This window comes from Alicyclobacillus contaminans DSM 17975 (assembly GCF_000429525.1).
Taxonomy (GTDB): domain Bacteria; phylum Bacillota; class Bacilli; order Alicyclobacillales; family Alicyclobacillaceae; genus Alicyclobacillus_A; species Alicyclobacillus_A contaminans.
In genome coordinates this window covers 1-23,784 of the sequence record NZ_AUCA01000006.1, presented here as the reverse complement: position 1 = coordinate 23,784, position 23,784 = coordinate 1, and the positions used below count along the sequence as shown (strand labels likewise).

The window sequence follows — 23,784 nt, the reverse complement described above, 5'->3', positions numbered from 1 at the left end:
CTCTGTCTGCCGCTTCACGTTTCACCCGATATTATACGGTGCCGCATTTTTGAGGGTCAAAATTTCACGAGAAACGGGCTGCGGTTAGACAGCCAATGCGAAATCAAGTATCATATCGCTATGTTCGTATTTGGAACGGAGGAACAGAATCAACATGACAGTTACGATGGAACAGCTCGTCGCACTCGCAAAACACCGCGGATTCGTTTTTCCCGGCTCTGAGATTTACGGTGGCCTGGCAAACACGTGGGATTATGGCCCTCTCGGCGTCGAAGTGAAGAATAACATCAAACGCGCATGGTGGAAACGATTCATCCAGGAATCGCCATACAACGTCGGGTTGGACGCAGCCATTCTCATGAACCGACAGGTGTGGGTCGCATCGGGCCACGTGGGCAACTTCAACGATCCCATGATTGATTGCAAGGTATGTAAAGCGCGCCACCGTGCGGACAAGTTGATTGAAGAAGCATTGGCCGCAAAGGGTATTGAGAAAGTGGTGGACGGGCTCTCGTTTGACGAGATGGAAACGCTGATGGCGGAGTACGGCGTGACGTGCCCGGACTGTGGTGCCAAGGATTTTACGCCCATTCGCCAGTTCAATATGATGTTCAAGACGCATCAGGGCGTGACGGATGAGGCGTCCAATGAAATCTTCCTGCGCCCGGAGACGGCCCAGGGGATATTCGTGAATTTCCGGCACGTACAACGAACGATGCGCAAGAAGCTGCCATTTGGCATCGGGCAGATTGGCAAGAGCTTTCGCAATGAAATTACGCCTGGAAACTTTATTTTCCGAACGCGTGAATTCGAGCAGATGGAACTGGAGTTCTTCTGCGCGCCTGGGGAAGACCTGAAATGGTTCTCGTATTGGCGGGAATTCTGTTACAATTGGCTGTTGGACATCGGACTCAGGCCAGAAAATCTGCGCCTTCGGGATCACGAAAAGGAACAGCTGTCGCACTATAGTGCGGCGACCACCGACGTGGAGTACAAGTTCCCATTCGGATGGGGCGAACTGCTCGGTGTGGCAGACCGGACCAATTACGACTTGAGCCAACATCAGTCGTATTCCAATGAGGATTTCACAGTGACGGAGGAGGGGCAGGAGCCTTTCATTCCGTACGTGATTGAGCCGTCCATCGGTGCGGATCGGCTGTTCCTCGCCGTTTTCGCAGACGCGTATGAAGAACAGACGCTGCCGGACGGGGATGTGCGGACCGTGCTGCATTTCCATCCTGCGATTGCACCGTACAAGGCGGCGGTGTTTCCTCTGAGCAAGAAATTACAGGAGGGCGCCCGCGAAGTATTTGCGGGACTGGTCAAAGAATTTCGCGTGGACTACGACGATTCCGGTTCCATCGGCAAACGGTATCGCCGCCATGATGAAATCGGTACGCCATTCTGTATCACGTACGATTTTCAGTCCGAGGAGGACCGGTGTGTCACCATCCGGCACCGAGACAGCATGGAACAAGAACGGATACCCATTTCCGACGTGGCGGATTGGCTGCGGGAGAAGGTCCGGATCTGAAACTTGGGAACGCCGTGGCCGCGGGCGCTCCCGCTTCTCGTTGCTGCGGAATGGGCGGAGTACGCAGTGTCGCATGCTACAGCGACGATGTGGGCACACCATAGACGGGGGTGGCTTACATGTCAAACCAGCATACGGATCAACACAACGATGCGCTCACGTTTCTGGGGGCGCTCCGCTCCAACGAACACTATGAGGCCATCGTCGAACGGCGGGATAGGGCGTTTCACGACGCGGTAATTGTGCCTATCCCGTGGAAACAGATCCATCGGGCGAACGTGCCGCATCTCGGACGCCGCTCGAATTGAATGGGACGTCGTGCAAGTTTCACCCCAGGGAGTCTTCGGACTCCCTTTTTTCGTAGGCGACAAGGTTCAGACCCAGTGCGTATGAATTTGGGGACAATGGGTCATGGTAACCCATGACACGTGAGGAGGGATGCCAAATGCGGCGTACATCATCGATGAGATGGATCGATGGCAATGAAGCTGACGAGTACGGAAGTATCGAGGAGTCCGTGGTGGACGGCGTGGATCGCATGCGGGACGAAGGCGGCATTGCTCCAGAGGTGCCGCGGCGGCCTGAACGAGTGGATATAGACAAGGGGACGACCAACCCGGAAAACTTGTGAATCAGGGCACCCATGGGGTGCCTTTTTGATATATGATATGGAAAATGCACGTGGTCTCTGCCGCGTCAACCTTTGCGGAAACCGTTCCGGTGTCACGGGGATGCGCATCTCGGCAACATGATGCACATGATGCAGACGCCGCGTGGCATCGTCCCACATGCATAAGGAGGATGGAAGAGTGGATTTCGGGTTGGCCGGAAAAACAGTCCTTGTGACGGCATCCAGCCGAGGCCTCGGCTTTGCCACCGCCTTGAGATTTGCCCAGGAGGGCGCGCGCGTGATGTTGGCGAGCCGCAATGCGGAGCACCTCGCGGCGGCTGCGGAGCGGATTCAACGGGAAGTGCCAAAGGCGGACGTCGCCTGGTGTGCTGCGGATGTGTCGAAGGCGGAGGAGATTGATCGGCTGTATGCTCAGGTGAAACAGCGTTTCTCAGGCGTGGATGTGCTGGTGACCAACGGCGGTGGCCCTCCGCCGGGCGGATTTGATGCAGTGGCCGATGAGGCTTGGCAAGCCGCGTTTGAACTGTCGCTGTTGAGCGTGGTGCGCTTGGTGCGTGGGGCGCTTCCGCACATGCGCGCGCAGCGCTGGGGGCGAATTGTACATATCGCATCTTCGTCCATCAAGCAGCCCATTGACAACCTGGTGCTCTCCAACACGTTCCGAACCGCTGTAGCGGGACTATCGAAATCGCTGGCGCTGGAGCTGGCGCCCGACAACATTCTGGTGAACACGCTTGGCCCCGGCAGAATCGCTACCAACAGGGTGGCTGAACTGGACGCCAACACCGCCACACGGGAAGGCATATCCGTAGCGGCAGTCGTCGCGCGCAGTGTGGCGCAAATTCCGCTCGGACGCTACGGGGAACCGGATGAGTTTGCGGCGTTGGCCGTATTCCTGGGATCGGCGGCCAATGGTTACATCACCGGTCAATCCATCCTGGTGGATGGCGGCATGGTTCGCAGTCTATGAACGGCGCTGGACAAATAGAAAAATTGTGATATACTCCGAATATATTGAGCAGAATGCAATGAACAAAACAAATCGGATACCTTATCCAGAGCGGCTGAGGGACTGGCCCTATGACGCCCGGCAACCTGTGCGGATGCACGAGGTGCTAATTCCAGCAATGTCGCCCCCCGGAACGGCGGTGCGGTATTGAAAGATAAGGGTGCGTCGTGATACGAACGCCCTTTTGGGCGTTTTTTTCATTGTGCAAACATGTCGAGAGACATCGAGATGAGGGGGAAGGCCGCATGGCCACGGTGCAGGAGGCGCTTCGAGAGCGGATTCTGGTGCTCGACGGCGCAATGGGGACCATGATTCAACAGTGGGGGCTGTCGGAAGCGGACTTTGGCGGCAGCGCCTACGATGGATGCAACGAGTATTTGACGCGGACGCGTCCGGACGTGATTCGCGCGATTCACGCGGCGTATCTGGATGCGGGTGCAGATATCATCGAGACCAATACGTTTGGTGCGACGCCGTTGGTGCTGGACGAATACGGGCTTGGGCACCTGGCGCGGGCGCTGAACCGCGAAGCTGCATCGTTGGCGAAATCGGTCGCAAGTCAATTCAGTCGGCCCGAGCGGCCGCGGTTTGTGGCGGGAGCCATGGGGCCGACCACGAAGAGCCTTTCGGTGACCGGTGGCGCGACGTTTGAACAACTTGTGGCAGCCTATGCGGAACAGGCCGCGGGGTTGCTCGAAGGCGGTGTGGATGTGCTGCTCATCGAGACAGCACAGGACCTGCTGAACGTGAAAGCCGCGAGCTTTGGGATTGAACGAGCCGTTGCTGAAACGGGACGGCGCGTGCCCATCATGGTGTCCGGTACCATCGAGCCCATGGGAACCACGTTGGCCGGACAGACCATCGACGCGTTCTATCTCTCCGTCAAACACTTGTGTCCCGTGACGGTTGGCTTGAACTGTGCCACGGGCCCCGAATTCATGCGGGATCACATTCGTACGCTGGCCGCGCTGGCCGACTGCGGGGTCAGTTGCTACCCCAATGCCGGTCTTCCCGACGAAGACGGCCATTATCACGAAACCCCGGACAGTTTCGCGGCAAAGGTGGTGGAATTCGCTGAACAGGGTTGGTTGAACGTGGTGGGTGGCTGTTGTGGGACCACTCCAGCGCACATCGCAGCGGTGCAGCAGGCGCTTGGCGAACTTCGGCCGCGAGCCATTCGCCCGCGGAGGTACCACGCGGTGTCCGGTTTGGAAGCCGTGTTTCTGGAGGCGGACAACCGGCCCATCCTCGTCGGCGAACGGACCAACGTCATCGGCTCGCGGAAATTTCGGCGGCTGATTGCCGAAGGGCAGTATGAGGCGGCCTCCGAAGTGGCGCGCGCGCAAGTGAAAGCGGGCGCTCAGGTGATTGACATCTGTCTGGCCGATCCGGACCGAGACGAAGCTGCCGACATGGCTGCGTTTCTTCCCTTCGTCGTGAAAAAGGTGAAGGTGCCGCTCATGATTGATTCCACCGATGCCGCCGTCACGGAGCTCGCGCTCAAACACAGTCAGGGGAAAGCCATCATCAACTCCACCAATTTAGAGGATGGAGAACCAAGGCTGGCTCGTTTTGCGGAGTTGGCCAAGCGTTATGGCGCGGCGTTGGTCGTCGGCACCATTGATGAACAGGGCATGGCGGTCTCGCGGGAACGCAAGCTGGAAGTTGCTGTACGCTGTGCGGATCTGTTGGTCAACCGATATGGTCTGCCGATGGAAGACATTATTTTCGATCCGCTCACGTTTCCGGTTGGAACCGGCGACGCGAACTACATCGGCGCGGCACGGGAGACGGTGGAAGGCATACGGTTGATCAAACAACACCTACCCGACTGTGCCACCATTCTCGGCATCAGCAATGTGTCGTTCGGACTGCCGCCGGCTGGACGCGAGATTTTAAACTCTGTGTTCCTCTACGAATGCACCAAGGCGGGACTGGATTATGCCATCGTGAACAGTGAAAAGTTGGAGCGCTACGCCAACATTCCCGCGGAGGAACGGCGGATGTGCGAAGAACTGTTGTTCGCGACCGACGACGAGAAGGTGGCAGAATTCACCGCCTATTATCGCAATAAATCGCCGGTCAACACCGCTCCTGCGCAGTCGCTGCCTCTGCTGGAGCGCATTGCTCGATACGTGGTGGACGGGACCAAAGAGGGACTGATTCCGGATTTAAACGAAGCACTGCAGACTCTGTCGCCCCTCGACATCATCAACGGGCCCCTGATGGACGGCATGAACGAAGTGGGGCGGTTGTTCAACAACAATGAACTCATTGTGGCGGAAGTGCTGCAGAGCGCGGAGGTGATGAAAGCGGCGGTCGCTCACCTGGAACCGTTCATGGAGAAAACGGAGACGGCGACCAAAGCCAAGGTGCTGTTGGCCACCGTGAAGGGTGACGTCCACGACATCGGCAAGAACTTGGTCGAAATCATTCTGTCGAACAACGGCTTCGAGGTGGTGAACCTGGGCATTAAGGTACCGCCGGAGCAGCTGATCCAGGCGGTTCACGAACACCACCCGGACATGATTGGGCTGTCGGGGTTGTTGGTCAAGTCCGCGCAGCAGATGGTGGTCACGGCGGAGGACCTTCGCCACGCGGGCATTGCCTTGCCACTGGTGGTGGGCGGCGCGGCACTGACCAAGAAATTCACCATGACTCGCATCCAGGCCCATTACGATGGGGTTGTGGCCTATGCGAGGGACGCCATGGAAGGTCTGGACATCGCCAACCGCCTGTGTACGCCGGATCAACGGGAACAATTGTTGATGGAGTTGGAAGAGGCGCGCAGGGAGATGGAGAACAGGTCTACGTCGTCTGAACGGACGACCGTCGAACAGGCGGTTCACAAGATTTCCGTGACGCGGGATGTCCCCATCCATGTGCCGCCGGATCTGCAGCGCCACGTGTTGCGCGACTACCCGTTGGCGCTCGTCCGCCCGTACGTGAATTTGCAGATGCTGCTCGGCAAGCACTTGGGCTTGCGCGGAAATGTGGAAAAGCTCCTGCAGGCGGGTGACGAGAAAGCAACAGCGCTGAAGGCGATGGTGGACCATCTGATCGCAACGGTGGTGCGGGATAGCGCGCTCCGGGCGAATGCGGTCTATCAGTTTTTCCCGGCTCAAGCGGAGGGGGACGACGTGCTCGTGTACCACCCCGAGCATCCTGGCGAGGTGCTGGAACGATTCTCGTTTCCTCGGCAGTCGAAGCCGCCTTACCTGTGCCTTGCCGACTACCTGCGACCGGTGGACAGCGGGGAAATGGATTACATCGCCCTGTTCACGGTCACCGCGGGCCAGGGCGTGCGGACGTTGGCCGAAGGGTGGAAAGAGGCGGGAGAGTACCTCAAATCCATCGCCATCCAGGCGATTGCCATCGAATACGCGGAAGGGTTTGCGGAACGGCTGCACCACATGCTGCGAGATGTGTGGGGGATTCCGGACGCGCCGGAGCTGACCATGCGGGAGCGGTGGATTGCGAAGTACCAAGGCATCCGGGTGTCGTTCGGGTATCCGGCGTGTCCCAATCTCGAAGATCAGGCCAAGCTGTTTCACCTGCTCCAGCCCGAGGACATCGGTGTAAGCCTGACAGAAGGATTCATGATGGAGCCGGAGGCCAGCGTCTCCGCGATGGTGTTCGCACATCCCGAGGCGCGGTATTTCAGCGTCGAATAGGACAGGAACGAGGGGGCGAGAACATGCGGACAAACTTGCGGGATAGACTCCAGTCCGGGTGGCTGGTGGGCGACGGCGCGATGGCGACGCTGTTGCACCAGATGGCCGTCCCAGCACGGACGTGCTTTGAAGGACTCTGCCTCACAAAGCCCGAGTTGGTCTGGGAAGTGCATCGGGCCTACGTGGCGGCCGGCGCCCAGTTGATTCAGACCAATACGTTCAGTGGTCACAGGATTGGGCTGGATCGATATGGGATGAGCGAGCGATTGGCGGATTTGAACCGCGCCGCAGTGCGCATTGCACGCGAGGCTGTGGGGGACGCGGACGCGTATGTCATCGGCACTGTCGGCAGCACCCGGGACCTCGGTGTGCGACCCGGCGCCGATCCGGTGGAGGGCGCAGAGCTGGCGAGCGTGTTCGAAGAGCAGATGACGACACTGTTGGACGCTGGCGTGGATGGCCTGCTGTTGGAAACGTTCGCCGATTTGGAGGAACTCCTGGTGGCCGTGGCGGTCGCCAAACGATTGACGGATGTCCCCATTTTCGCCAATCTGTCCCCGGACCACCCCGGTGTGACGCGGGATGGCTGCGCATTGGACGATGCCTTTCGCCAATTGCGGCAGGCGGGGGCGGACGTGGTGGGATTGAATTGCCGACTGGGCCTCGCCGGCATTGTACGTTCCTACGAAAGAATAACTTTAGCCAGTGATCTGATCTATTCCGCGAATCCGAACGCGGGTCGACTGCACTATGTCGATGGAGACTATTCCTTCACCGCGGATGCAGATTACTTCGCGGACATGATGGTAGGTTTGGCGTCCGCGGGCGTCCGCGTGCTCGGGGGGTGCTGCGGCACAACGCCGGAGCACATTCGCCGCCTGGTGCAGCGACTCCAGCAGGTGGACGCCGCACCTGTTGGAGCGACCGCTGGCTCTTCGGTCGTCGGTTCATCTGTCGTTGTGACCGCCGACCCGACCGTGCGAATCCCGGAACGGCGTTCGATGGAAGAGTTTTCGCTGTTGCGCCGGGTGGAGCAAGACGTGAGCGTCATTGTGGAACTCGATCCACCGAAAACCCTGGACGTCAGGAAATTTCTCACCGGTGCCGCGGTCCTGCGCGATGCCGGCGCCGACGTGATCACGCTGGCCGACAACTCTCTTGGCACGGTGCGCGTGAGCAACATGGCCCTGGCGAGCATGTTGAAGGAGCGGGGCATTGAACCGCTGGTGCACGTAACATGCCGGGATCGCAATTTGATTGGACAACAGTCTCACCTGATGGGTCTGCATGTGCTTGGCATCTACCACATTCTGTTGGTGACCGGAGATCCGTCGCGGTTCGGAGATCTGCCAGGAGCCACATCGGTGTATGACGTGTCGTCCATCGAACTCACTCGCATGGTCAAGCGACTGAACAGCGGCATCTCCTTTGCGGGGCTGCCCATGAAAGTCCCTTCTCGGTTCGTTGTGGGGACGGCGTTCAATCCCCACGTGCCCCGGTTCGATAAGGCCATCCAGCGCCTGCAGCGGAAACTGGAGGCCGGCGCGGATTTTGTGATGACGCAGCCCATTTACGATCCGCGTCTGTTCGAGCCCATCGCCCGCGCGGCGGAATCCTTCGGCGTACCGGTGTTCGTGGGCGTGATGCCGCTGGTCAGTGCGCGCAATGCCCAATTCCTCCACCACGAGGTACCGGGCATTTCGATTCCGGACGGAGTGCTCAGCGCGATGGCCAACGCCGAACCGGAGCGGGCCGCCGTGGTCGGGTTGGACCTCGCCAGAGCGCTGTTGGATGAAGCTCTGCAGTACTTCCGGGGAATTTACCTCATCACGCCATTTCTGCGGTACGACTTGACGGCGGAGCTGACGCGGTATGTTCACTTGTGCGGCGCGTCGCCCTCGACGCTGTCGCTCGGTGGGTAGACGGCCGAAGAGGGAAGACACGTCGCCGCACGGGCCAGTGAGTGGATACGTGCAGCCGTCAATCAGGCGGCCAATCGGTACCACGCCGGGCGCATGTTCATATGACATGACGAGGGGGTGAGACCGTTGCCGACCTATCACATCATCGTCGACCTATCAGAATTTCGGTTGCACTTATTGCGGGACAACCGCGTCATCCGGACGTTCCCCATCGGCGTGGGCAAGATGTTGACCGCCACGCCGGTGGGGGAATACACGCTGATGAACAAGCAGCCGAACCCGGGCGGTCCGTTCGGCGCGTACTGGCTCGGCCTCTCCCGACCTCACTACGGAATTCACGGCACCAATCGACCGTCTTCCATTGGCAAGCGCGTGTCCCACGGCTGTGTGCGCATGTACAACCAAGACGTGACTTATCTGGCGGAAACCGTGCCCATTGGGACGCGCGTCACCATCCGCCCCTAGCTCTCCGCATGCGTTGACTGGCTGTTTCTTCTTGAATGGGGTTGCGGTAACATGAAAGAGGCACCTATGGAAAACCATGCAGAATTCCAAAGGGGGAATCGTCATGAGCAAACGCGTGCTGATCTTGACCGGAGACGCGGTGGAGGCGCTGGAGGTATTCTACCCGTACTATCGCCTGCTTGAAGCCGAAGTGGAAGCTGTGATTGCCGCGCCATCGGTGAAAAAGCTGAACACGGTGGTTCACGACTTCGTGGGGTGGGACACCTACACCGAAAAGCCGGCGTATCTGCTGGAAGCCCACGTGGCCTTTTCGGATGTTCAACCGGAAACGTTTGACGGCCTCATTCTGCCGGGGGGACGGGCGCCCGAATACATTCGCCTGCAACCGGATGTACCGCGCATTGTTCGACATTTCTTCGAAGCGGGCAAACCGGTTGGCGCCATTTGCCATGCGGCTCAGGTGCTCGAAGTGGTCCGTGACGTCGTCGCCGGGAGATCGATGACCGCGTACATTGCGTGCAAGCCCTCCGTCGAAGCGATGGGCGCCACGTACAAGGAAACCGGCCTTCATGTCGACGGCAATCTGGTCTCTGGCCACGCGTGGCCGGATTTGCCGGGATTCATGCGAGAGTTTATGAAGTTGCTGAACGCGTAGGACAGTAAATTCACATCATAGACAACGCGCCCCCTCGGATCCCCTGGTTCCGGGGGGTGTTTGCGTTAGGAAAAGCCACATTGACACGCCTGAGCAGGTTGGTTAGAGTGGCGGTGTGCCAAGGGGAGGGTGTCTCTGTGCGAATTGTCATCCAGACCGATGGATGTTTTTATGAACGGGAGATTGAGCGACTCACCTATCTGTTTTTCGAAGGAGCCGTCATCACCATTCGCGATGCGGTGGATGGAACGCCTGTCGACGGGACGGCGGACATGACGGTGGATTTGCGCCTGACACCGGTGGAAGGGCGACTGCGGGCGGCGGGAACTCTGACGATGGGCAGCCAAGTTCACCAATCGTCGTATGCCGTGGAGGTGCCCGAAGCGGCGTCGAACGTCAGCGTGCGCCGGTTGGGCAAACGCGCGGTGCTGCATGTGCTCCATGAACTGCTCACCGCAGTGGCGGGAGAAGGTCAGCCATGGGGAATTTTAACCGGCGTACGGCCGACGAAATTGGTCCATGAGATGATGCGCCGACAGGTGCCGGAAGCGGAGATCCGTCGGTGTCTTCGCGAGGATTATCTGTTGTCCGCGGATCGAGTGGAGTTATTGCTCGAGATTGCCGCGGCCCAGCAAAGGGTCATCCCCCAGCTGTACGCCCTCGACGGGGAAGTCAGCGTGTACGTGGGGATCCCGTTCTGCCCCACGCACTGTGCATACTGCACGTTCCCGGCGTATTCGATGCAGGACAAAGCCACCTATGTTGAAGGATTTCTGGAGGCGATGGCGGCCGAATTTGCGCAGCTCGGACAGCTGTTGCGAGAATACGAGCTGTCCATCACAAGCGTGTACATCGGCGGTGGTACGCCGACCAGTTTGCGCGGCCCGGAATTGGAGAGGCTGTTCGACATGATGTATACGCACCTTCCAAATCCCGAACAGTGGCGTGAGTTGGACGTGGAGGCGGGCAGGCCGGACACCATCACGCCGGACAGGGTTCGGGTGATGAAGAAGTATGGTGTAACGCGCGTCAGTGTGAATCCTCAGACGTACAAGGCGAGCACCTTGCGGGATATCGGTCGGGGGCATACGCCGGACATCGTGGATCACCGTTTCCAATTTGTCCGCGACGCCGGATTCGACAACATCAATATGGATCTGATTGTCGGACTGCCCGGCGAAACCGTGGATGATGTTCGGTACACCCTCGAACGCATCGGTCGGCTCCAACCGGAGTCGGTCACGGTGCACACGATGTCGTTCAAGACGTCGGCGGTGGTGAAAGAGGAGCGCGAACGGTTTCGGATTCCTACGGCTGCGACAGTACGCGAGATGATGCGGGAAGCGAAGGCGTGGGCGAGAGATCTCGGCTACGGACCCTACTATCTGTATCGCCAAAAGGACATTCTCGGCAACCAGGAGAACATCGGATTTGCGTTGCCCGGCAAAGAGAGCGTGTACAACATCTGCATCATGGAGGAACGGCAGGCCATCCTCGGGGTTGGCGGCGGGGCGGTCTCGAAGTTGATTGGCTCGGGCGGCAAACATTTCGGACGTTTTGCGAATCCGCGGGAACCGCGCGCGTACATTGAGGGGTTGGTGGATCTGCTGCGTCGCAAAGAGGTCCGTTTGCGCGAAGTGTTCGAGACGCATAGGAATGCGGGCGGGGAAGCGGGAAACCGTGGATCCGCATGTGGTTCCGAAGAACAGGAAGCAATTGTGCAATGAGAATCTAACGCCGGTCCCGTAGAATGAGCGCAGAGACCAATCAACGATGGGGGCAGGAAGTTCCTTGACCAGGCGATTGACAAAGTGGAGTTTGACCACCGGCCTCGTCTGCGTGGCCAGTGGTCTGATGGTTGGCCCGTCGAATGCTGCGGCGCTTGTGCAAACGAAAAAGACCATTTCCATCAATGGGCACGTGTTGTCTTCACCGTACGCCTTTGTTGCCACGGACGGCAGCCAGCAGACCACGTACATGCCCATCTATTACGTCGGACAGGCGCTGCAAGCGTGTGGTTGGTCGGTGTCGTGGAATGGTGCCACGCGGACGTGGACGCTCAGCAGCGGCTTCGCGTTGAACACCTCCGGGCTGAGCCTTGGAACGGGCAATGCAACCATCGTTGTCAATGGCCAAGCCGTGAAGAAGGTGAACACGTATACGGCGAAAGATCCCGCCGGAGGACCGCAGGCACAAGCCACGACATACCTGCCCATCTACTATATTCAGCAACTTTTGCAGGCTGCCGCGATGAACGCAGAGTGGAATGGATGGAGCCTGGCAATTGTCGCTCCCACCAGTCCGCCATCTCTGTTCGGCTTTGTCACCAACTACGGGGGCAGCCAGACTTCGTTGAACGATCTCGTGAATCATGCGCAAGTGAACGAGTTCAGCACGTTCACTGATTCCATCACGGCGGACGGCGAACTCGTTGGCACTCCGCTCACCATTCCCAGCTCCGTGTTGCAGCGCGCCACGGGTTATGTGACGGTGACGAATCTGAATGACACCACAGGCGAGTTTGATACGAATGTGCTCCACCAGGTGCTCTCCACGCCGGCGGCCGAACAGGCACTCATCAGTCAACTGGTGCAGTTGGCCCGCACCACATCGCTCGGCATCAACGTGGACTTTGAGATGGTCGCGAGCAATGACGGTCCGCTCTACACTCAGTTCATGACCCATTTGGCCACGGCGCTCCACCAAGCAGGGGCGCGGTTGTCGGTGGATGTCCCCGCTCTAACCGCTTCCGCAAATGCATACAACTACGCGGCGTTAGGGGCGCTGGCCGATGAGGTTGTCATCATGGCCTACGACGATTCGTACCCGGGGGGACCGGCGGGGCCGATTGCTCCTATCGGGTGGGTGAAACAAGTTTTGACGTATGCCACCAGTCAAATCCATCCCGACAGGCTGCTGCTCGGCATTCCGCTGTACGGATACGATTGGTCTGGACAAGCCACCAAGGCGTGGACGCTGTCACAGATTGACACCCTCCTGCAGACCAGGCACCTGTCTCCGAGCTGGGATGCCGTGGCCGATGCACCGTATTTCACCTATCAGGCGGATGGTCAGACGCACACCGTGTATTATGAAAACGGCGCGAGTCTCTCGGACAAACTGACTCTGGCGAAAACGTTCCGGCTGCACGGAGTGGCCGTGTGGCATCTGGGAACCGAAAACGCCGCTGCCTGGTCGGCCTTGAACAGCTATCTGACCACGCCCTGATCTAAAATGGACCGTCGTTCCTTTGAGTGCCGGCCGAGTCGCGCATGGCACACTCCAGCGCCTGCAACGCGTTTCCGATAAACCGTTCGAAGGACAGATGGCACATCTGCCACGTGGCCCCTGTGACCACGTTGGTCAACCGGACCGTTGTCCGACATCCGTGGTCACAGGTGGGCGCCCGCTCTTCCAATATTTCAGTGTAGATGACCGCGTTCGCTTCTTTCACCGCACCCCACCTCATTCTTATTTATACACCCGAGCGGTACGAGTTCAGACGTGATCTTCGCAAACTGTCACGGTCTCCATAACTTCTCCACAAGTTCCTCAAATCATTTCCACCAAGTCCTGTAAGGCGCCTCCTACAATGAATGTGTCAAGTTACCCTTCTTCTTCATGGTATAGCGTCAATGAGCAGGGGAACGGAGGACCGAATGCGATGGAAGTTCAACCGGCCGCAAGGCTTCAGGAATTGTCTGAAAAACGGAATGCATGGTGGAAGCGCCCCATTACGTGGGCGGGCGTGGTGATACTGGTTGGCGGTGGATTCACCTACTGGATCATGGCGGCGCATGGGGGACTGGACGCGTCGGACGCCGCGTTTCAGGTGCGCTGGGTGACTGTGCAGCGCGGCAGTGTGAGTCAGAGCGTCAGTCTGTCCGGCACGTTGACCCCCGTCAGCGAAGTGCAGATTGAGAACACGGGAAAGCTGCTATCCGTGTCGGTCAAGCCCGGTGATGTCGTGCAGAAAGGACAGGTCATCGCGCATTTGGACGATTCTTCGCTGCAGAACCAGCTGACGCAGGCGCAGGCTCAGCTTGCATCGGCACAGGCCAAGTTGGCTCAGAGCCAGGAGACGGCCACCTCGAGCGGTCAACGTGGAGCGACTGCTCCGGATCCGAACGTGGTGGCGCAGGCGCAGGCGGCCGTCACCCAGGCCCAGGCGCAGGTGGATTCGGTGGAGCAGCAGATGGCAGCGTGTACAGTGACCAGTCCCATTTCGGGAACGGTGCTCTCGGTGGCCAACCCGAACGTGGTCACGACGTCGTCGCAGTCGTCCAGTCAGTCGGGGGGTGGTTCTAGTGGTGGGAACGGAGGAAGCAGTGGCTCGAGTCCCATCGCCGTGATTGCAGATCTGAGTCCGTCCGACTTCGAGGTGGATGCGACGGTGGATCAGACGGACGCGGCGAACATCAAAGCTGGACAGACGGCTGAGATTTCCTTGTCCACCTCGGGATCGCCGTCACTGACCGGCCAGGTTGAAAACATCAGTTATCTACCGGAAACCCAGAGCGGAGTCACCGTGTATCCGGTCACGATTCGCGTAGACAATCCGAACAATTCATCGATCCATCTTTTGCCGGGACAAACCGTGTCCGTCTCGGTGGTGGAACAGCAAGCGAAACAGGTGCTCATGGTACCGGCTGCCGCACTGACCCAGCGGAGAGGAACCGTGGGCGTGTATGTGAAGGCCGGACAGGGCACGACGTCGAACAATGATACCACGTCATCGTCCGAGGCGGAAACCGGCTCGCGGGTACCTGTGGGGCTGCAGTTCCAACCGGTCACGGTGGGGCTGTACGGAGGCAACGAGGTGGAGATTAAGAGCGGTCTCACCGAAGGGGAGCAAGTGGCTGTGGTGACGCAGACGGCGACGACAACAACCGGTGCAACCCGGTCCGGTAATACGGGGCTTGGCGGCATGCTCGGCGGAGCGGGCGGCATTGGCTTTGGCGGTCAAGGCGGTGCTGGCGGCCGCGGCGTGCTCGGCGGTGGTTATGCAGGCCGCGGCGGATACGGAGGGGTTGGCGGTGCTGGCGGCGGGTACAACGGTGCCCGAAGCGGGGGTGGCAACTGATGTCCTTGCTGGAACTGTCGCACGTGAGCAAGTGGTATGACCAGGCGGGGGAACGCTTCTACGCCGTGCGGGACGTGAGTCTCAGCATCGAGGCCGGTGAGTTTGTGGCCATTATGGGTCCGTCCGGATCGGGCAAATCGACGATGATGCATCTGATGGGACTGCTGGATACGGTCGACGAAGGGGAGATTCGAATGCACGGCATCCCGACGTCCCAATTGACGGAACGGGCGTTGTCGACCCTTCGGAACGAGAACATCGGATTTGTCTTTCAGAGCTTTCACCTACTGCCGCGCACCTCGGCGCTCGAAAATGTGGCGCTGCCGCTCTGGTACGCTAAGGTGCCCGAGCGAGAGGCGATGGAACGGGCCGCCAAGGCGCTCGTCCGGGTGGGATTGAATCCGGAGGAGAAAGGCCGCAACGCGCCGAATCAACTGTCCGGCGGCCAACAGCAGCGGGTCGCCATCGCGCGTGCCATTGTCAATGCCCCGAGTCTGATTTTGGCGGATGAACCGACGGGAAACCTGGACAGCAAGGCCACGGATGATATCCTGGCGCTGTTTCAGTCCCTCAACGCGGAGGGAACCACCATCGTCATGGTGACCCACGAACCGCACGTGGGGCAGCATGCGAAGCGCATCATCCGCTTCCGAGACGGCCGTGTGGCCGCGGACGAACCCGTTCCGCAGCCGCTGCAGGCCGGAGCGGGGGTGAGTGTATGACCTTCGCGAGAGTGGTTCGGACGGCGGTGCGAAGCCTGTGGGCGAATCCAATGCGCACCATCTTGACGTTGCTTGGTATGATCATTGGGGTGGCCGCTGTCATTGCGCTGATGAGCTTGGGAAGCGCGACCACAAACAATGTAACGGCGCGAATTCAGGGCCTTGGGACCAACCTTTTGGTCATCACCCCGGGACAGTCGGTGCAAAACGGGGTGAGTCAGGGGCTTGGCTCCGCGCAGACGCTGACCGCGGCGGATATGACGGCGTTGCAAAAGTTGCCCGACCTGTCCGCAGTGGCGCCGGATGCGAGCACGCGCGTGCAGGTGGTATACGGATCGACTAACTATCAAACACAGGCTGAAGGCAGCACCCCGGATATTTTCAGTGTACGGAACTTGACCTTGGCCAGCGGCCGAGCGTTCAACCTGGTGGAAGAACAACAGGCAGCAAACGTCGCGGTGATTGGGGCGACGGCGGCGCAGAATATTTTTGGCAACACAAATCCGGTTGGCAAGACCGTGTGGATGAATGGATTGTCGTTTGAAATTATCGGCGAGTTGGCGAGCCAGGGATCGAGCGGGGCCACCAACAATGACGACAGAGTGCTCATCCCGCTCAGCACCTTGCAGCGAAGGTTCACCGGGGTGAGCAATCCGAGCGTGATCTACGCATCCGCTGTGAACGGTCAGCGCATGACGCAGGCGCAACAGGAAGTGGAGATGGCGCTCCGGGAGAGCCACGGACTTTCGTTCGGGCAATCGGATGACTTTGTCATCACGAACCAATCCACGTTGCTGAGCACCCTCCAGGGCGTCACGCAAACCCTTCAGCAGTTCCTGGGTGGCATTGCAGGCATTTCTCTGTTGGTCGGCGGGATTGGGATTATGAACATCATGCTGGTCTCGGTGACGGAACGAACGCGAGAGATTGGGCTGCGCAAGGCCATCGGAGCGACACGCGGCGCCGTCCTGCGGCAGTTTCTGGTGGAGAGCGGGCTGGTTGGATTATTGGGCGGTGTACTCGGCATTGTCGTCGGGGGCATCAGTACCCTGGTGTTGGGCCGTGTCATGAATACGACCGTGGCGGTCAATGGCAACGCGGTGTGGCTGGCGTTTGTGGTATCGGTGGTCGTTGGCGTCCTGTTCGGCGTGTATCCTGCCGTTCGAGCCAGTCGGTTGTCGCCGATTCACGCGCTGCGCCACGAATAAACGGCTGTTGACCCTTCGGGAACGAATATTATAGAGAGAGGTGTATGTGGGATGGGATTCTATCAACCCTCTGAACCCCGCAAACGGCGTTTGCCTCAATGGATTGGCGTTGCAGTGGTATCCGCGTTGGTTGGATGTGGCGGGAGTTTGGCGATGTATCCAATCCTTGCCAATCATTTCGGGTCGGCATCTCAAGGAGGGGCGGTGACATCGTCCGTGAATCCGACGGACGTGTCCACCGGGGCGACGACGAATGTGAACGTCAGCGTGAACGACGCCATCACACAGGTGGTGAAGCAGGCCGTTCCGTCCGTGGTCGCTGTGGTCAATTATCAGTCCACGCAGGACTTTTTTGATCAACAAAGCCAGCTTCAGGAGACGGGCGTAGGCACCGGTGTGCTGTTCGCCAAAGACAATAACTACGGGTATTTTGTGACGAACAATCACGTGGTGGACGGCGCGGACAAGTTGGAACTGGTTCTCAATTCCGGAAAGCACATCAATGCGTCCATCGTCGGAACCGATCCGTACACGGACCTCGCCGTGCTGAAGACACCGATTCAAAACGTGGAGAATCTGCCTGTGGCGACGTTTGGCAACTCCGATAACATCCAGGTGGGCGAACCGGTGGTGGCGATTGGAACACCGATGGGGCTGGACTTTCAAGACTCCGTGACGTCCGGGATCATCAGCGCGAAGCAGCGGGTGATGCCCGTCGAGATGCCGGACAGCCAGTCGGATGGCACGTCTGACAGCTCGCAGGACATTCTCGATTATGAAACGGTCGTGCAGACCGACGCGGCCATCAATCCAGGCAACAGCGGCGGCCCCCTGTTAAACATGGAGGGCCAGGTGATTGCCATCAACAGCAGTAAGATTGTCGATCCGACCGTACAGGGGATGGGATTTGGCATTCCTTCCAATACGGTGCATACTATTGTTGACGAAATTATGCAAACGGGCCATGCCACACACGCTAGTCTCGGCATTGAAGCGTACTCGCTGTCCGCTCTGCCGGACTACCTGCGGCCGGATGTACCGGTGACAGACGGAGTGTACGTGCAGTCCGTGCAATCGGCGAACGCCAAGGCGGCCGGTTTGCAACCGCAGGATGTGATTGTCGCCATCAACGGTCAGACCATCACGTCTGCGGCGGAATTGCGCACAGCGTTGTTCAAGCTGCAGATTGGTCAGAAGGCTACCCTGGAAGTGTATCGCGGCCAGAAGAAACTCTCGCTGACCGTGACTGTGAGTCCGATGAACACGAGCGCGCTCAGTTCCAGCCAGGGGAACTGATGCATCGGGCGGTGCATGGTCCGACGGACCTGTGGAAAGGCGGGGAAAACCATCGAAGCCGTAATTCTCATAGTGGACGACGAACCAAAGGTCATTGAAGTGATACAGCCGTTCCTCGAGAAGGAAGGATTCACGGTGCTGTCGGCGGCGACGGGGCGCGAGGCGTTAGCGATGGCGCAGGCACACCGCCCCGACCTCGTCCTGCTCGACTGGATGCTGCCTGAAATGAGCGGCCTCGACGTGTGCCGTGAACTGCGGCAGAAAACGAATGTCGCCATCATCATGCTCACGGCCAAATCGGACGAATTTGACCGGGTCATCGGCTTGGAGATGGGCGCGGACGACTACATCACGAAGCCGTTTGGGCTGCGAGAGCTGCTGGCGCGCATCAAGTCCGTGCTGCGTCGAGTGCAGAAGCAGGGTGAACAGCGGGACGTAATGCGGCGCGGCGACCTGGTGATTGATGAGGAGAAGTTTCGGGTGTGGCGGGGCGACGAAGAAGTGGTGCTGACGCCGGCTGAGTTTCAGCTGTTGGTTACGCTCGCGCGCCGACCTGGTGTCGTCTACAGCCGCCTGCAGCTGTTGCAGGCGACGATGGGCGACGCGTATCTAAATTACGAACGCACCATCGACAGCCATATCAGCCACCTTAGAAAGAAAATCGAATCGGATCCCTCCAATCCCAAGTATATTCAAACCGTGCACGGCGTCGGCTACCGGTTTGGGGACCAACTATGAAACTGCGCTACAAACTCTGGATGGCGATGACCGCCCTGATTCTGTTCATGGGCGGCACGTTTTTTGCCATTTCCCACGGTTATATCGGACAACTGTTTCGACAGTATGCGAAAGCGGCCGAAGCTGCCTCCGCCGAGCAGTTGGCTCGCAACATCGCGGCGTATTACGAGCAGAACGGGTGGTACGCGGTGGATCAGTACATCGTGTACTACCTGAAGGAGAACCCGGAGTACACCGCTGGATTCAACAGCCTGTTGCTGAAAGACACGCAGGGCCACATCTTGGTCAGCGTTGGTAAGGGTGGCGCTGCGCCGCGGGGCCAGTCGGATACATCCACCGTGACCATTCGCGTGCACGGACAGGAAATCGGCGTACTGACTGTCAGCAACCGGATTCTGGATGGCAGTCCGGTGGAACAAAACATCCTGTCCTCCATGACGGCGGCGACTGTTTGGGGAACGATTCTGACCTCCATGGTGGCGCTCCTCGTCGGGGTTTGGTTGATGCGGCTCATGACCACGCCGCTGCAGTCGCTCTTGGTGGCGATGAAGCGGCTGCAGCACGGCGATTTGAGCGTGCGAGTGGACGTGTCGTCCAACGACGAGTTTGGCGAAGTGGCCAAGACATTCAATGAGATGACGGATCGACTGTCGAGGACGGAAGAGGCGCGCCGACACTTGGTGGCAGACGTGGCGCACGAATTGAGAACCCCCTTGACCATCATGCAAGGACAGTTGGAGTTGATTCAACAGGGAGTGAAACCGGCGGAACCCGCCACCCTGCTCCCGATTCAGGATGAGGTGGTTCGGCTCGCGCGGCTGGTGCAGGATCTGCACCAATTGTCGCTCGCCGAGGTTGGTAAACTGCCGCTCGAGAAAGTATCCACCGACATGGTGCAGTTGACCCAGCGCGTGGTGGCGAACTTCGAAGTCGAGGCGGAAGACAGAGGCATTCAGCTCTGCTACGATGCACCTGCCGGACCGCTCATTGCCTTGGTCGATCCGAACCGTATCACGCAGGTCCTGGTCAACCTGGTCGGCAACGCCGTGCGCTACACACCACTGGGTGGAACGGTCATGATGACAGTGGAGCGGGCGGCGCCCGGCGTCAAAGTGACCGTATCCGACACTGGACCCGGCATTGCCGAGGAGCATCTGCCGCACATCTTTGATCGGTTTTACCGCGCGGAGTCGGATAGGTCCCGAGGGAGCGGGGGGACGGGGCTTGGTCTCGCCATCGCCAAAGAGTTTGTGGAGGCCCACGGTGGGCGCATTGAAGCGGACAGCAAACTCGGGGAGGGGACGACCTTTCGCGTGTATCTTCCCGGAAACTCGGCAGCTCCCAGTGAGAAACCGCCGGAAGGCTCGTGACGGTCCGGGTGGAGTCCAAACCACCGTACGGGCCGGGTGCAGTGTCACTCGGCCTGTTTGTGGTTCTTCTGCATGTACCGGTTGACCACGTACGCCGCAAACGAGGCCAATACGAGCAGAATCAGTTCCGCTGTGCGCAAGGTTCGGCTGTTCGGAATGATCATGGCGATGAACAGGGCGCCGACGCCGCACAGTATGGCGCCACGGATGTTGCGCTGCAGCGCGTAGGTGACCGTGAAAGCGCATGCAATTATCAAATACAGCAGTCGCGGCACGTACTCTGTATGAGGGAACAGAAAAAACGACAATGCGGAAGCCACCAAGGAGGTGTACAAACAGGTGGCAATCCACTTTTTTCGTCGCACTGCCCCATACCTCCCATCTTCTTTTGTTAGTAGGTTTTCCGAAAACATCGTTCTGTAATCCTGTCGCGCCTGTGCTGTAACTTAACGAAATGTGTCTAATGTATAATTCGTGAAATGAGATCCCGAAGGCGGGGAGGGTTTCACATGTCCACCTGGGGCAACTGGGGGTGGCATCTGGCGGCCGCCTTGTTGGGCGTTCTGTTGAGTTTGTCGGTGGTGTACAAAAAACTGGAGGACTGGCTCGGCGTGTATCGTCCGCTGCAAGCGGCGCAGATTCGGCAGGTGACGGGCGCCGCCGACCAGGTCTGGGGCACGTCCGATCCTGTCGAGGTGGTTGCGCGGTACAACCGGTGCGTCTATCTCGGCAAAAACAGCAAGTACGTCCCGGACTTCACGGACGCTTCGACCATTGAGTTGAAGACGGGCACTCGTCTTGTCTGTGCGCGCGGGGATCGCTTTCTCGAAGTGGGAAGAATTCGTCCCAACGGCAGGACTGTGTACTACTGGCTTTTGCCCGACTGGGCAGCCAACTGACGCAGAGCGGCGGGGCGTTCAAGCCGACGCCGTCACGCCTTGGCCTCCGGGTGCAGACGATGGCGCCGGCCACCGATGCGTTCGAGTTGGAACACCCACAATGCGTTCAGCAACAGGAGGGCGCCGGTGGAGAAAAACACGTAGTGGATGCCGAAGTAGGCTGCCATCTGGCCGCCGAGCACTGACCCGCCGATGTTGCCGAGGTACTGCGCGGACTGATTGTATCCGAAGACCCGGCCCGCCACGGACGCGGGCGCGTTTCGGCGCACCAGCGCGTTGATGGACGGAAGCAGTCCCGCGGTCGCAATCCCGAGCAAGAATCGCAAACCCATCAACTGCCAGGGCGTGGTCACGAAGGCCTGTGGAATGAACACGATCCCCGCTGCAATCAACGCCACCAAGAGCACTTTCTGCGGCCCCACCGCGTCGGACAGTTTGCCCAACCACGGTGCGGCCATCACGTTGGCCACGCCGGCCGCAGCCACGACGACTCCGGCAATCAGCGCGAGATGGCTGCCGTTCGGTCGCAATTGTTCCACATACACGGTGACAATGGGTTGGATGGACATGTTGGCCAGTTGCAGAATGAACGTGGTGACAAACAGACCTGCCACCAACTGACGGTTGGGCAGCATGGTCCAGACCTGGCGGAAGCTATAGTCCGCAGTGGTTTTTGACGGGGTGAACCGTTCACGGATGAAGAGTGCGGACGTCATGAAGGCGACCAGCAGCAATCCGCCCGTGATGAAGAATACGGATCGAAGCCCCACCGCCTCAGCGAGATAGCCGCCGATGAGCGGGCCGAGCAGCGTACCTCCGACCGTTCCGGTGGAGAGGGTGCCCAGCGCCCAGCCGGAATGCTCTTTTGGCGTCTGGGTCGCCACCAACGTGATGGCGGCGGCAATGTACCCGGACACCGCCCCCATCAGCAATCGCAACCCCACCAGTTCGTAGACGTTATGAACGAAGCCCATGAGCGTCACAATCACCGACATGCCCAAACTGGCCCGCAACAGCATCAGCTTTCGCCCGCGTTTATCTGCAAGCCGTCCCCACAGCGGCGACACCATCGCGGACAGCAGAAAGGTCGCGCCGAATGCCAATCCGGACCACTGTTCCACAGCACTGGTTTTATGTACGCCAAGCAGTTCGATGTACAGGGGCAAAAAGGGGGTCACCAGGCTCATCCCCGCAGTGGTGGCGAAGGAGCCGAACCAGCAGACCCACAGATTCCGCTTCCAGAGTTCCATGGCGGCGATTTCCTTTCGTTTATCAAATATTTCATTCTCCGAACCAGTCTACGCGAGGCAGATGGAGAATACAACCCTTAGCGTGTTCTGAACATCTCGCGTTTCATGCACCCTGGTCGCATGAACGGCGTGAATGTAAGGGGATTCACTTGACCTCGGAAATGTGGTAGTCTGGAAAGGAATTCATGTTTTATTGGATTCTGACACGATGGGGGGAAAAAGATTTGCATCGGAAGTTTCGCTACGTCATCATGGCACTGATTGTACTCATGACCATGATCAATTATGTGGACAGAGGTGCCATCTCCTACGCGTCCGAGCCCATCATTCAGCTGTTTCACCTGGACAAGGCAGCTTGGGGAGCGGTTCTAGGGTACTTCGGCTACGGGTATATGGCCGGATCCATCCTGGGCGGGCTGTTGGCTGACCGCAAAGGGCCGAAATTTGTGTGGCTGCTCGCGGGCAGCCTCTGGTCCGTCTTTGAAATTTCCATGGCATTCGCCGGTAATATCGGCGTTGCCATCTTTGGCGGATCTGCGTTGGCCGGCTTCGCGGTCTTCCGCATTCTGTTCGGATTGTCGGAAGGTCCGCTGTTTTCCACGATGAACAAGACGGTGGCGAACTGGGCGGCTCCGCAGGAGAAGGGATTCATGCAATCGTTCGGTTTATTCGGCGTACCGTTCGGCAGCCTGCTGACGGCGCCCATTGCCGTGGGTTTGCTGTCCATCGCCAGCTGGCAGACGACGTTTGTGATTCTCGGTATTGTCGGTCTGATTTGGGTGGCCATCTGGGCGAAGGTGTTCACCAACAAGCCGGAAGAACACCCGTTGGTCGACGAAGGAGAACTCGCAGTCATTCGCTCGACGGACGGCGTGCTGTCGGACGAACAGACGCTTCAAGCGTCGGAACAAGTACGCGCGCCCTGGTACTCCTTCTTCCGTCATCCCACGCTGGTCTGCAATGCTATCGGCTACTTCGCCTTTCAATATGTGAATTTCCTCAAGTTTCGCACCCGAATTGAGCCTGTAATTTCTTGAGTTCGTTGGAGCTGTGGGTCATGTAAAAGCAAAAACATCCTCATATTTCTGGTAGACTGAGGTTGCCGACCCAAACAGTCTACAAAAAAGTGAGGATGTTTCTTACATGGTACGTGATTCTCTGCACTCAGATCAACTCCAATCCATGATAACCGCATTCTTCAAGGAATTCCGCATCGGGAAGCTGCTCCGGCAATCCAACATCACCAAGCAAACCGGCGTTCCTGTATTGAATGTATTTCGGTTGCTCTTTACTCTGGTCTTTCACCAACGCAGTCTAAAACATGTGTT

The 23,784-nt window shown here is 58.8% G+C and carries 21 protein-coding genes, 1 pseudogene and 1 riboswitch; of the genes and pseudogenes, 19 read left to right on the top strand and 3 right to left on the bottom strand.

The genetic code is table 11. From position 1 onward, the window contains the following. Positions 1-154: 154 nt before the first annotated feature. The 10 genes from G463_RS0103785 to G463_RS21560 all read left to right on the top strand — a co-directional run bounded on the left by G463_RS0103785 (position 155) and on the right by G463_RS21560 (position 13,118). Positions 155-1,534, top strand: a complete 1,380-nt coding sequence (locus G463_RS0103785; protein WP_026974112.1) for a glycine--tRNA ligase — start codon at positions 155-157, stop codon at positions 1,532-1,534. A 119-nt stretch (positions 1,535-1,653) separates the two neighbouring features. Further along, positions 1,654-1,842, top strand: a complete 189-nt coding sequence (locus G463_RS0103780; protein WP_026974111.1) for a hypothetical protein — start codon at positions 1,654-1,656, stop codon at positions 1,840-1,842. A gap of 137 nt (positions 1,843-1,979) precedes the next feature. After that, a complete protein-coding gene (locus tag G463_RS18630; protein WP_035485594.1) occupies positions 1,980-2,165 on the top strand; it encodes a hypothetical protein in 186 nt (61 codons plus the stop codon). Between the two features lie 178 nt (positions 2,166-2,343). Then, entirely contained in the window at positions 2,344-3,135 is a 792-nt protein-coding gene (locus tag G463_RS0103770; protein ID WP_026974110.1) for an SDR family oxidoreductase, read from the top strand. A gap of 78 nt (positions 3,136-3,213) precedes the next feature. After that, a riboswitch (SAM riboswitch) is annotated at positions 3,214-3,335 on the top strand. A gap of 84 nt (positions 3,336-3,419) precedes the next feature. After that, entirely contained in the window at positions 3,420-6,848 is a 3,429-nt protein-coding gene (metH, locus tag G463_RS0103765) for a methionine synthase (protein WP_026974109.1), read from the top strand. Positions 6,849-6,871: 23 nt separating this feature from the next. Next, entirely contained in the window at positions 6,872-8,770 is a 1,899-nt protein-coding gene (locus tag G463_RS18625; protein ID WP_051321898.1) for a bifunctional homocysteine S-methyltransferase/methylenetetrahydrofolate reductase, read from the top strand. Between the two features lie 126 nt (positions 8,771-8,896). Continuing rightward, positions 8,897-9,235, top strand: a complete 339-nt coding sequence (locus G463_RS0103755; RefSeq protein ID WP_026974108.1) for a L,D-transpeptidase — start codon at positions 8,897-8,899, stop codon at positions 9,233-9,235. Positions 9,236-9,338: 103 nt separating this feature from the next. Further along, positions 9,339-9,890: a DJ-1/PfpI family protein gene (locus tag G463_RS0103750; protein ID WP_026974107.1), complete on the top strand. Its 552-nt coding sequence runs from the start codon at positions 9,339-9,341 to the stop codon at positions 9,888-9,890. 137 nt (positions 9,891-10,027) lie between these two features. Then, a complete protein-coding gene (hemZ, locus tag G463_RS18620) occupies positions 10,028-11,617 on the top strand; it encodes a coproporphyrinogen dehydrogenase HemZ (protein ID WP_051321897.1) in 1,590 nt (529 codons plus the stop codon). A 64-nt stretch (positions 11,618-11,681) separates the two neighbouring features. Then, on the top strand, positions 11,682-13,118 hold the full coding sequence (locus tag G463_RS21560; protein ID WP_051321896.1) for a glycosyl hydrolase family 18 protein: 1,437 nt from the start codon (positions 11,682-11,684) through the stop codon (positions 13,116-13,118). Position 13,119: 1 nt separating this feature from the next. Here G463_RS21560 and G463_RS0103735 read toward each other — a convergent pair whose 3' ends face one another. Continuing rightward, positions 13,120-13,344 carry a hypothetical protein gene (locus G463_RS0103735; RefSeq protein WP_026974106.1) on the bottom strand — a complete coding sequence of 75 codons (225 nt, stop codon included), beginning with the start codon at positions 13,342-13,344 and terminating at the stop codon, positions 13,120-13,122. A 210-nt stretch (positions 13,345-13,554) separates the two neighbouring features. Between G463_RS0103735 and G463_RS23775 the strand changes: the two genes are divergently transcribed. From G463_RS23775 to G463_RS18610, 6 genes are all read left to right on the top strand, one after another. Further along, complete coding sequence (locus G463_RS23775; protein WP_026974105.1) at positions 13,555-14,973, top strand: efflux RND transporter periplasmic adaptor subunit; 1,419 nt, start codon at positions 13,555-13,557, stop codon at positions 14,971-14,973. Further along, positions 14,970-15,695: an ABC transporter ATP-binding protein gene (locus tag G463_RS0103725; protein ID WP_425387050.1), complete on the top strand. Its 726-nt coding sequence runs from the start codon at positions 14,970-14,972 to the stop codon at positions 15,693-15,695. The genes G463_RS23775 and G463_RS0103725 overlap by 4 nt, the downstream gene beginning before the upstream one ends. Beyond that, complete coding sequence (locus G463_RS0103720) at positions 15,692-16,903, top strand: ABC transporter permease (protein WP_026974103.1); 1,212 nt, start codon at positions 15,692-15,694, stop codon at positions 16,901-16,903. Before G463_RS0103725 ends, G463_RS0103720 begins: the two co-directional genes overlap by 4 nt. Before the next feature lie 204 nt (positions 16,904-17,107). Next, a complete protein-coding gene (locus G463_RS0103715; RefSeq protein ID WP_245575679.1) occupies positions 17,108-18,199 on the top strand; it encodes a S1C family serine protease in 1,092 nt (363 codons plus the stop codon). 15 nt (positions 18,200-18,214) lie between these two features. Beyond that, entirely contained in the window at positions 18,215-18,937 is a 723-nt protein-coding gene (locus G463_RS0103710) for a response regulator transcription factor (RefSeq protein ID WP_051321895.1), read from the top strand. Then, on the top strand, positions 18,934-20,307 hold the full coding sequence (locus G463_RS18610; RefSeq protein ID WP_035485588.1) for a HAMP domain-containing sensor histidine kinase: 1,374 nt from the start codon (positions 18,934-18,936) through the stop codon (positions 20,305-20,307). The genes G463_RS0103710 and G463_RS18610 overlap by 4 nt, the downstream gene beginning before the upstream one ends. A 44-nt stretch (positions 20,308-20,351) precedes the next feature. Here the strand turns inward: G463_RS18610 and G463_RS0103700 are convergent, their stop codons facing one another. Next, the gene (locus G463_RS0103700; RefSeq protein WP_026974100.1) at positions 20,352-20,672 is read right to left on the bottom strand and encodes a hypothetical protein; all 321 of its coding nucleotides are present in this window, start codon (positions 20,670-20,672) and stop codon (positions 20,352-20,354) included. A 144-nt stretch (positions 20,673-20,816) separates the two neighbouring features. On the opposite strand from G463_RS0103700, the gene G463_RS0103695 reads away from it, so the two are divergent. Continuing rightward, on the top strand, positions 20,817-21,206 hold the full coding sequence (locus tag G463_RS0103695) for a hypothetical protein (protein WP_026974099.1): 390 nt from the start codon (positions 20,817-20,819) through the stop codon (positions 21,204-21,206). 32 nt (positions 21,207-21,238) lie between these two features. Here G463_RS0103695 and G463_RS0103690 read toward each other — a convergent pair whose 3' ends face one another. Then, positions 21,239-22,456 carry a multidrug efflux MFS transporter gene (locus G463_RS0103690; RefSeq protein WP_026974098.1) on the bottom strand — a complete coding sequence of 406 codons (1,218 nt, stop codon included), beginning with the start codon at positions 22,454-22,456 and terminating at the stop codon, positions 21,239-21,241. Positions 22,457-22,680: 224 nt separating this feature from the next. On the opposite strand from G463_RS0103690, the gene G463_RS18605 reads away from it, so the two are divergent. Both G463_RS18605 and G463_RS23305 read left to right on the top strand, forming a co-directional pair. After that, positions 22,681-23,493, top strand: coding sequence for an MFS transporter (locus G463_RS18605; protein WP_245575678.1), 813 nt, complete (start codon positions 22,681-22,683; stop codon positions 23,491-23,493). Between the two features lie 106 nt (positions 23,494-23,599). Next, positions 23,600-23,784 (top strand): annotated as a pseudogene (locus G463_RS23305) (hypothetical protein); the annotation flags it as partial.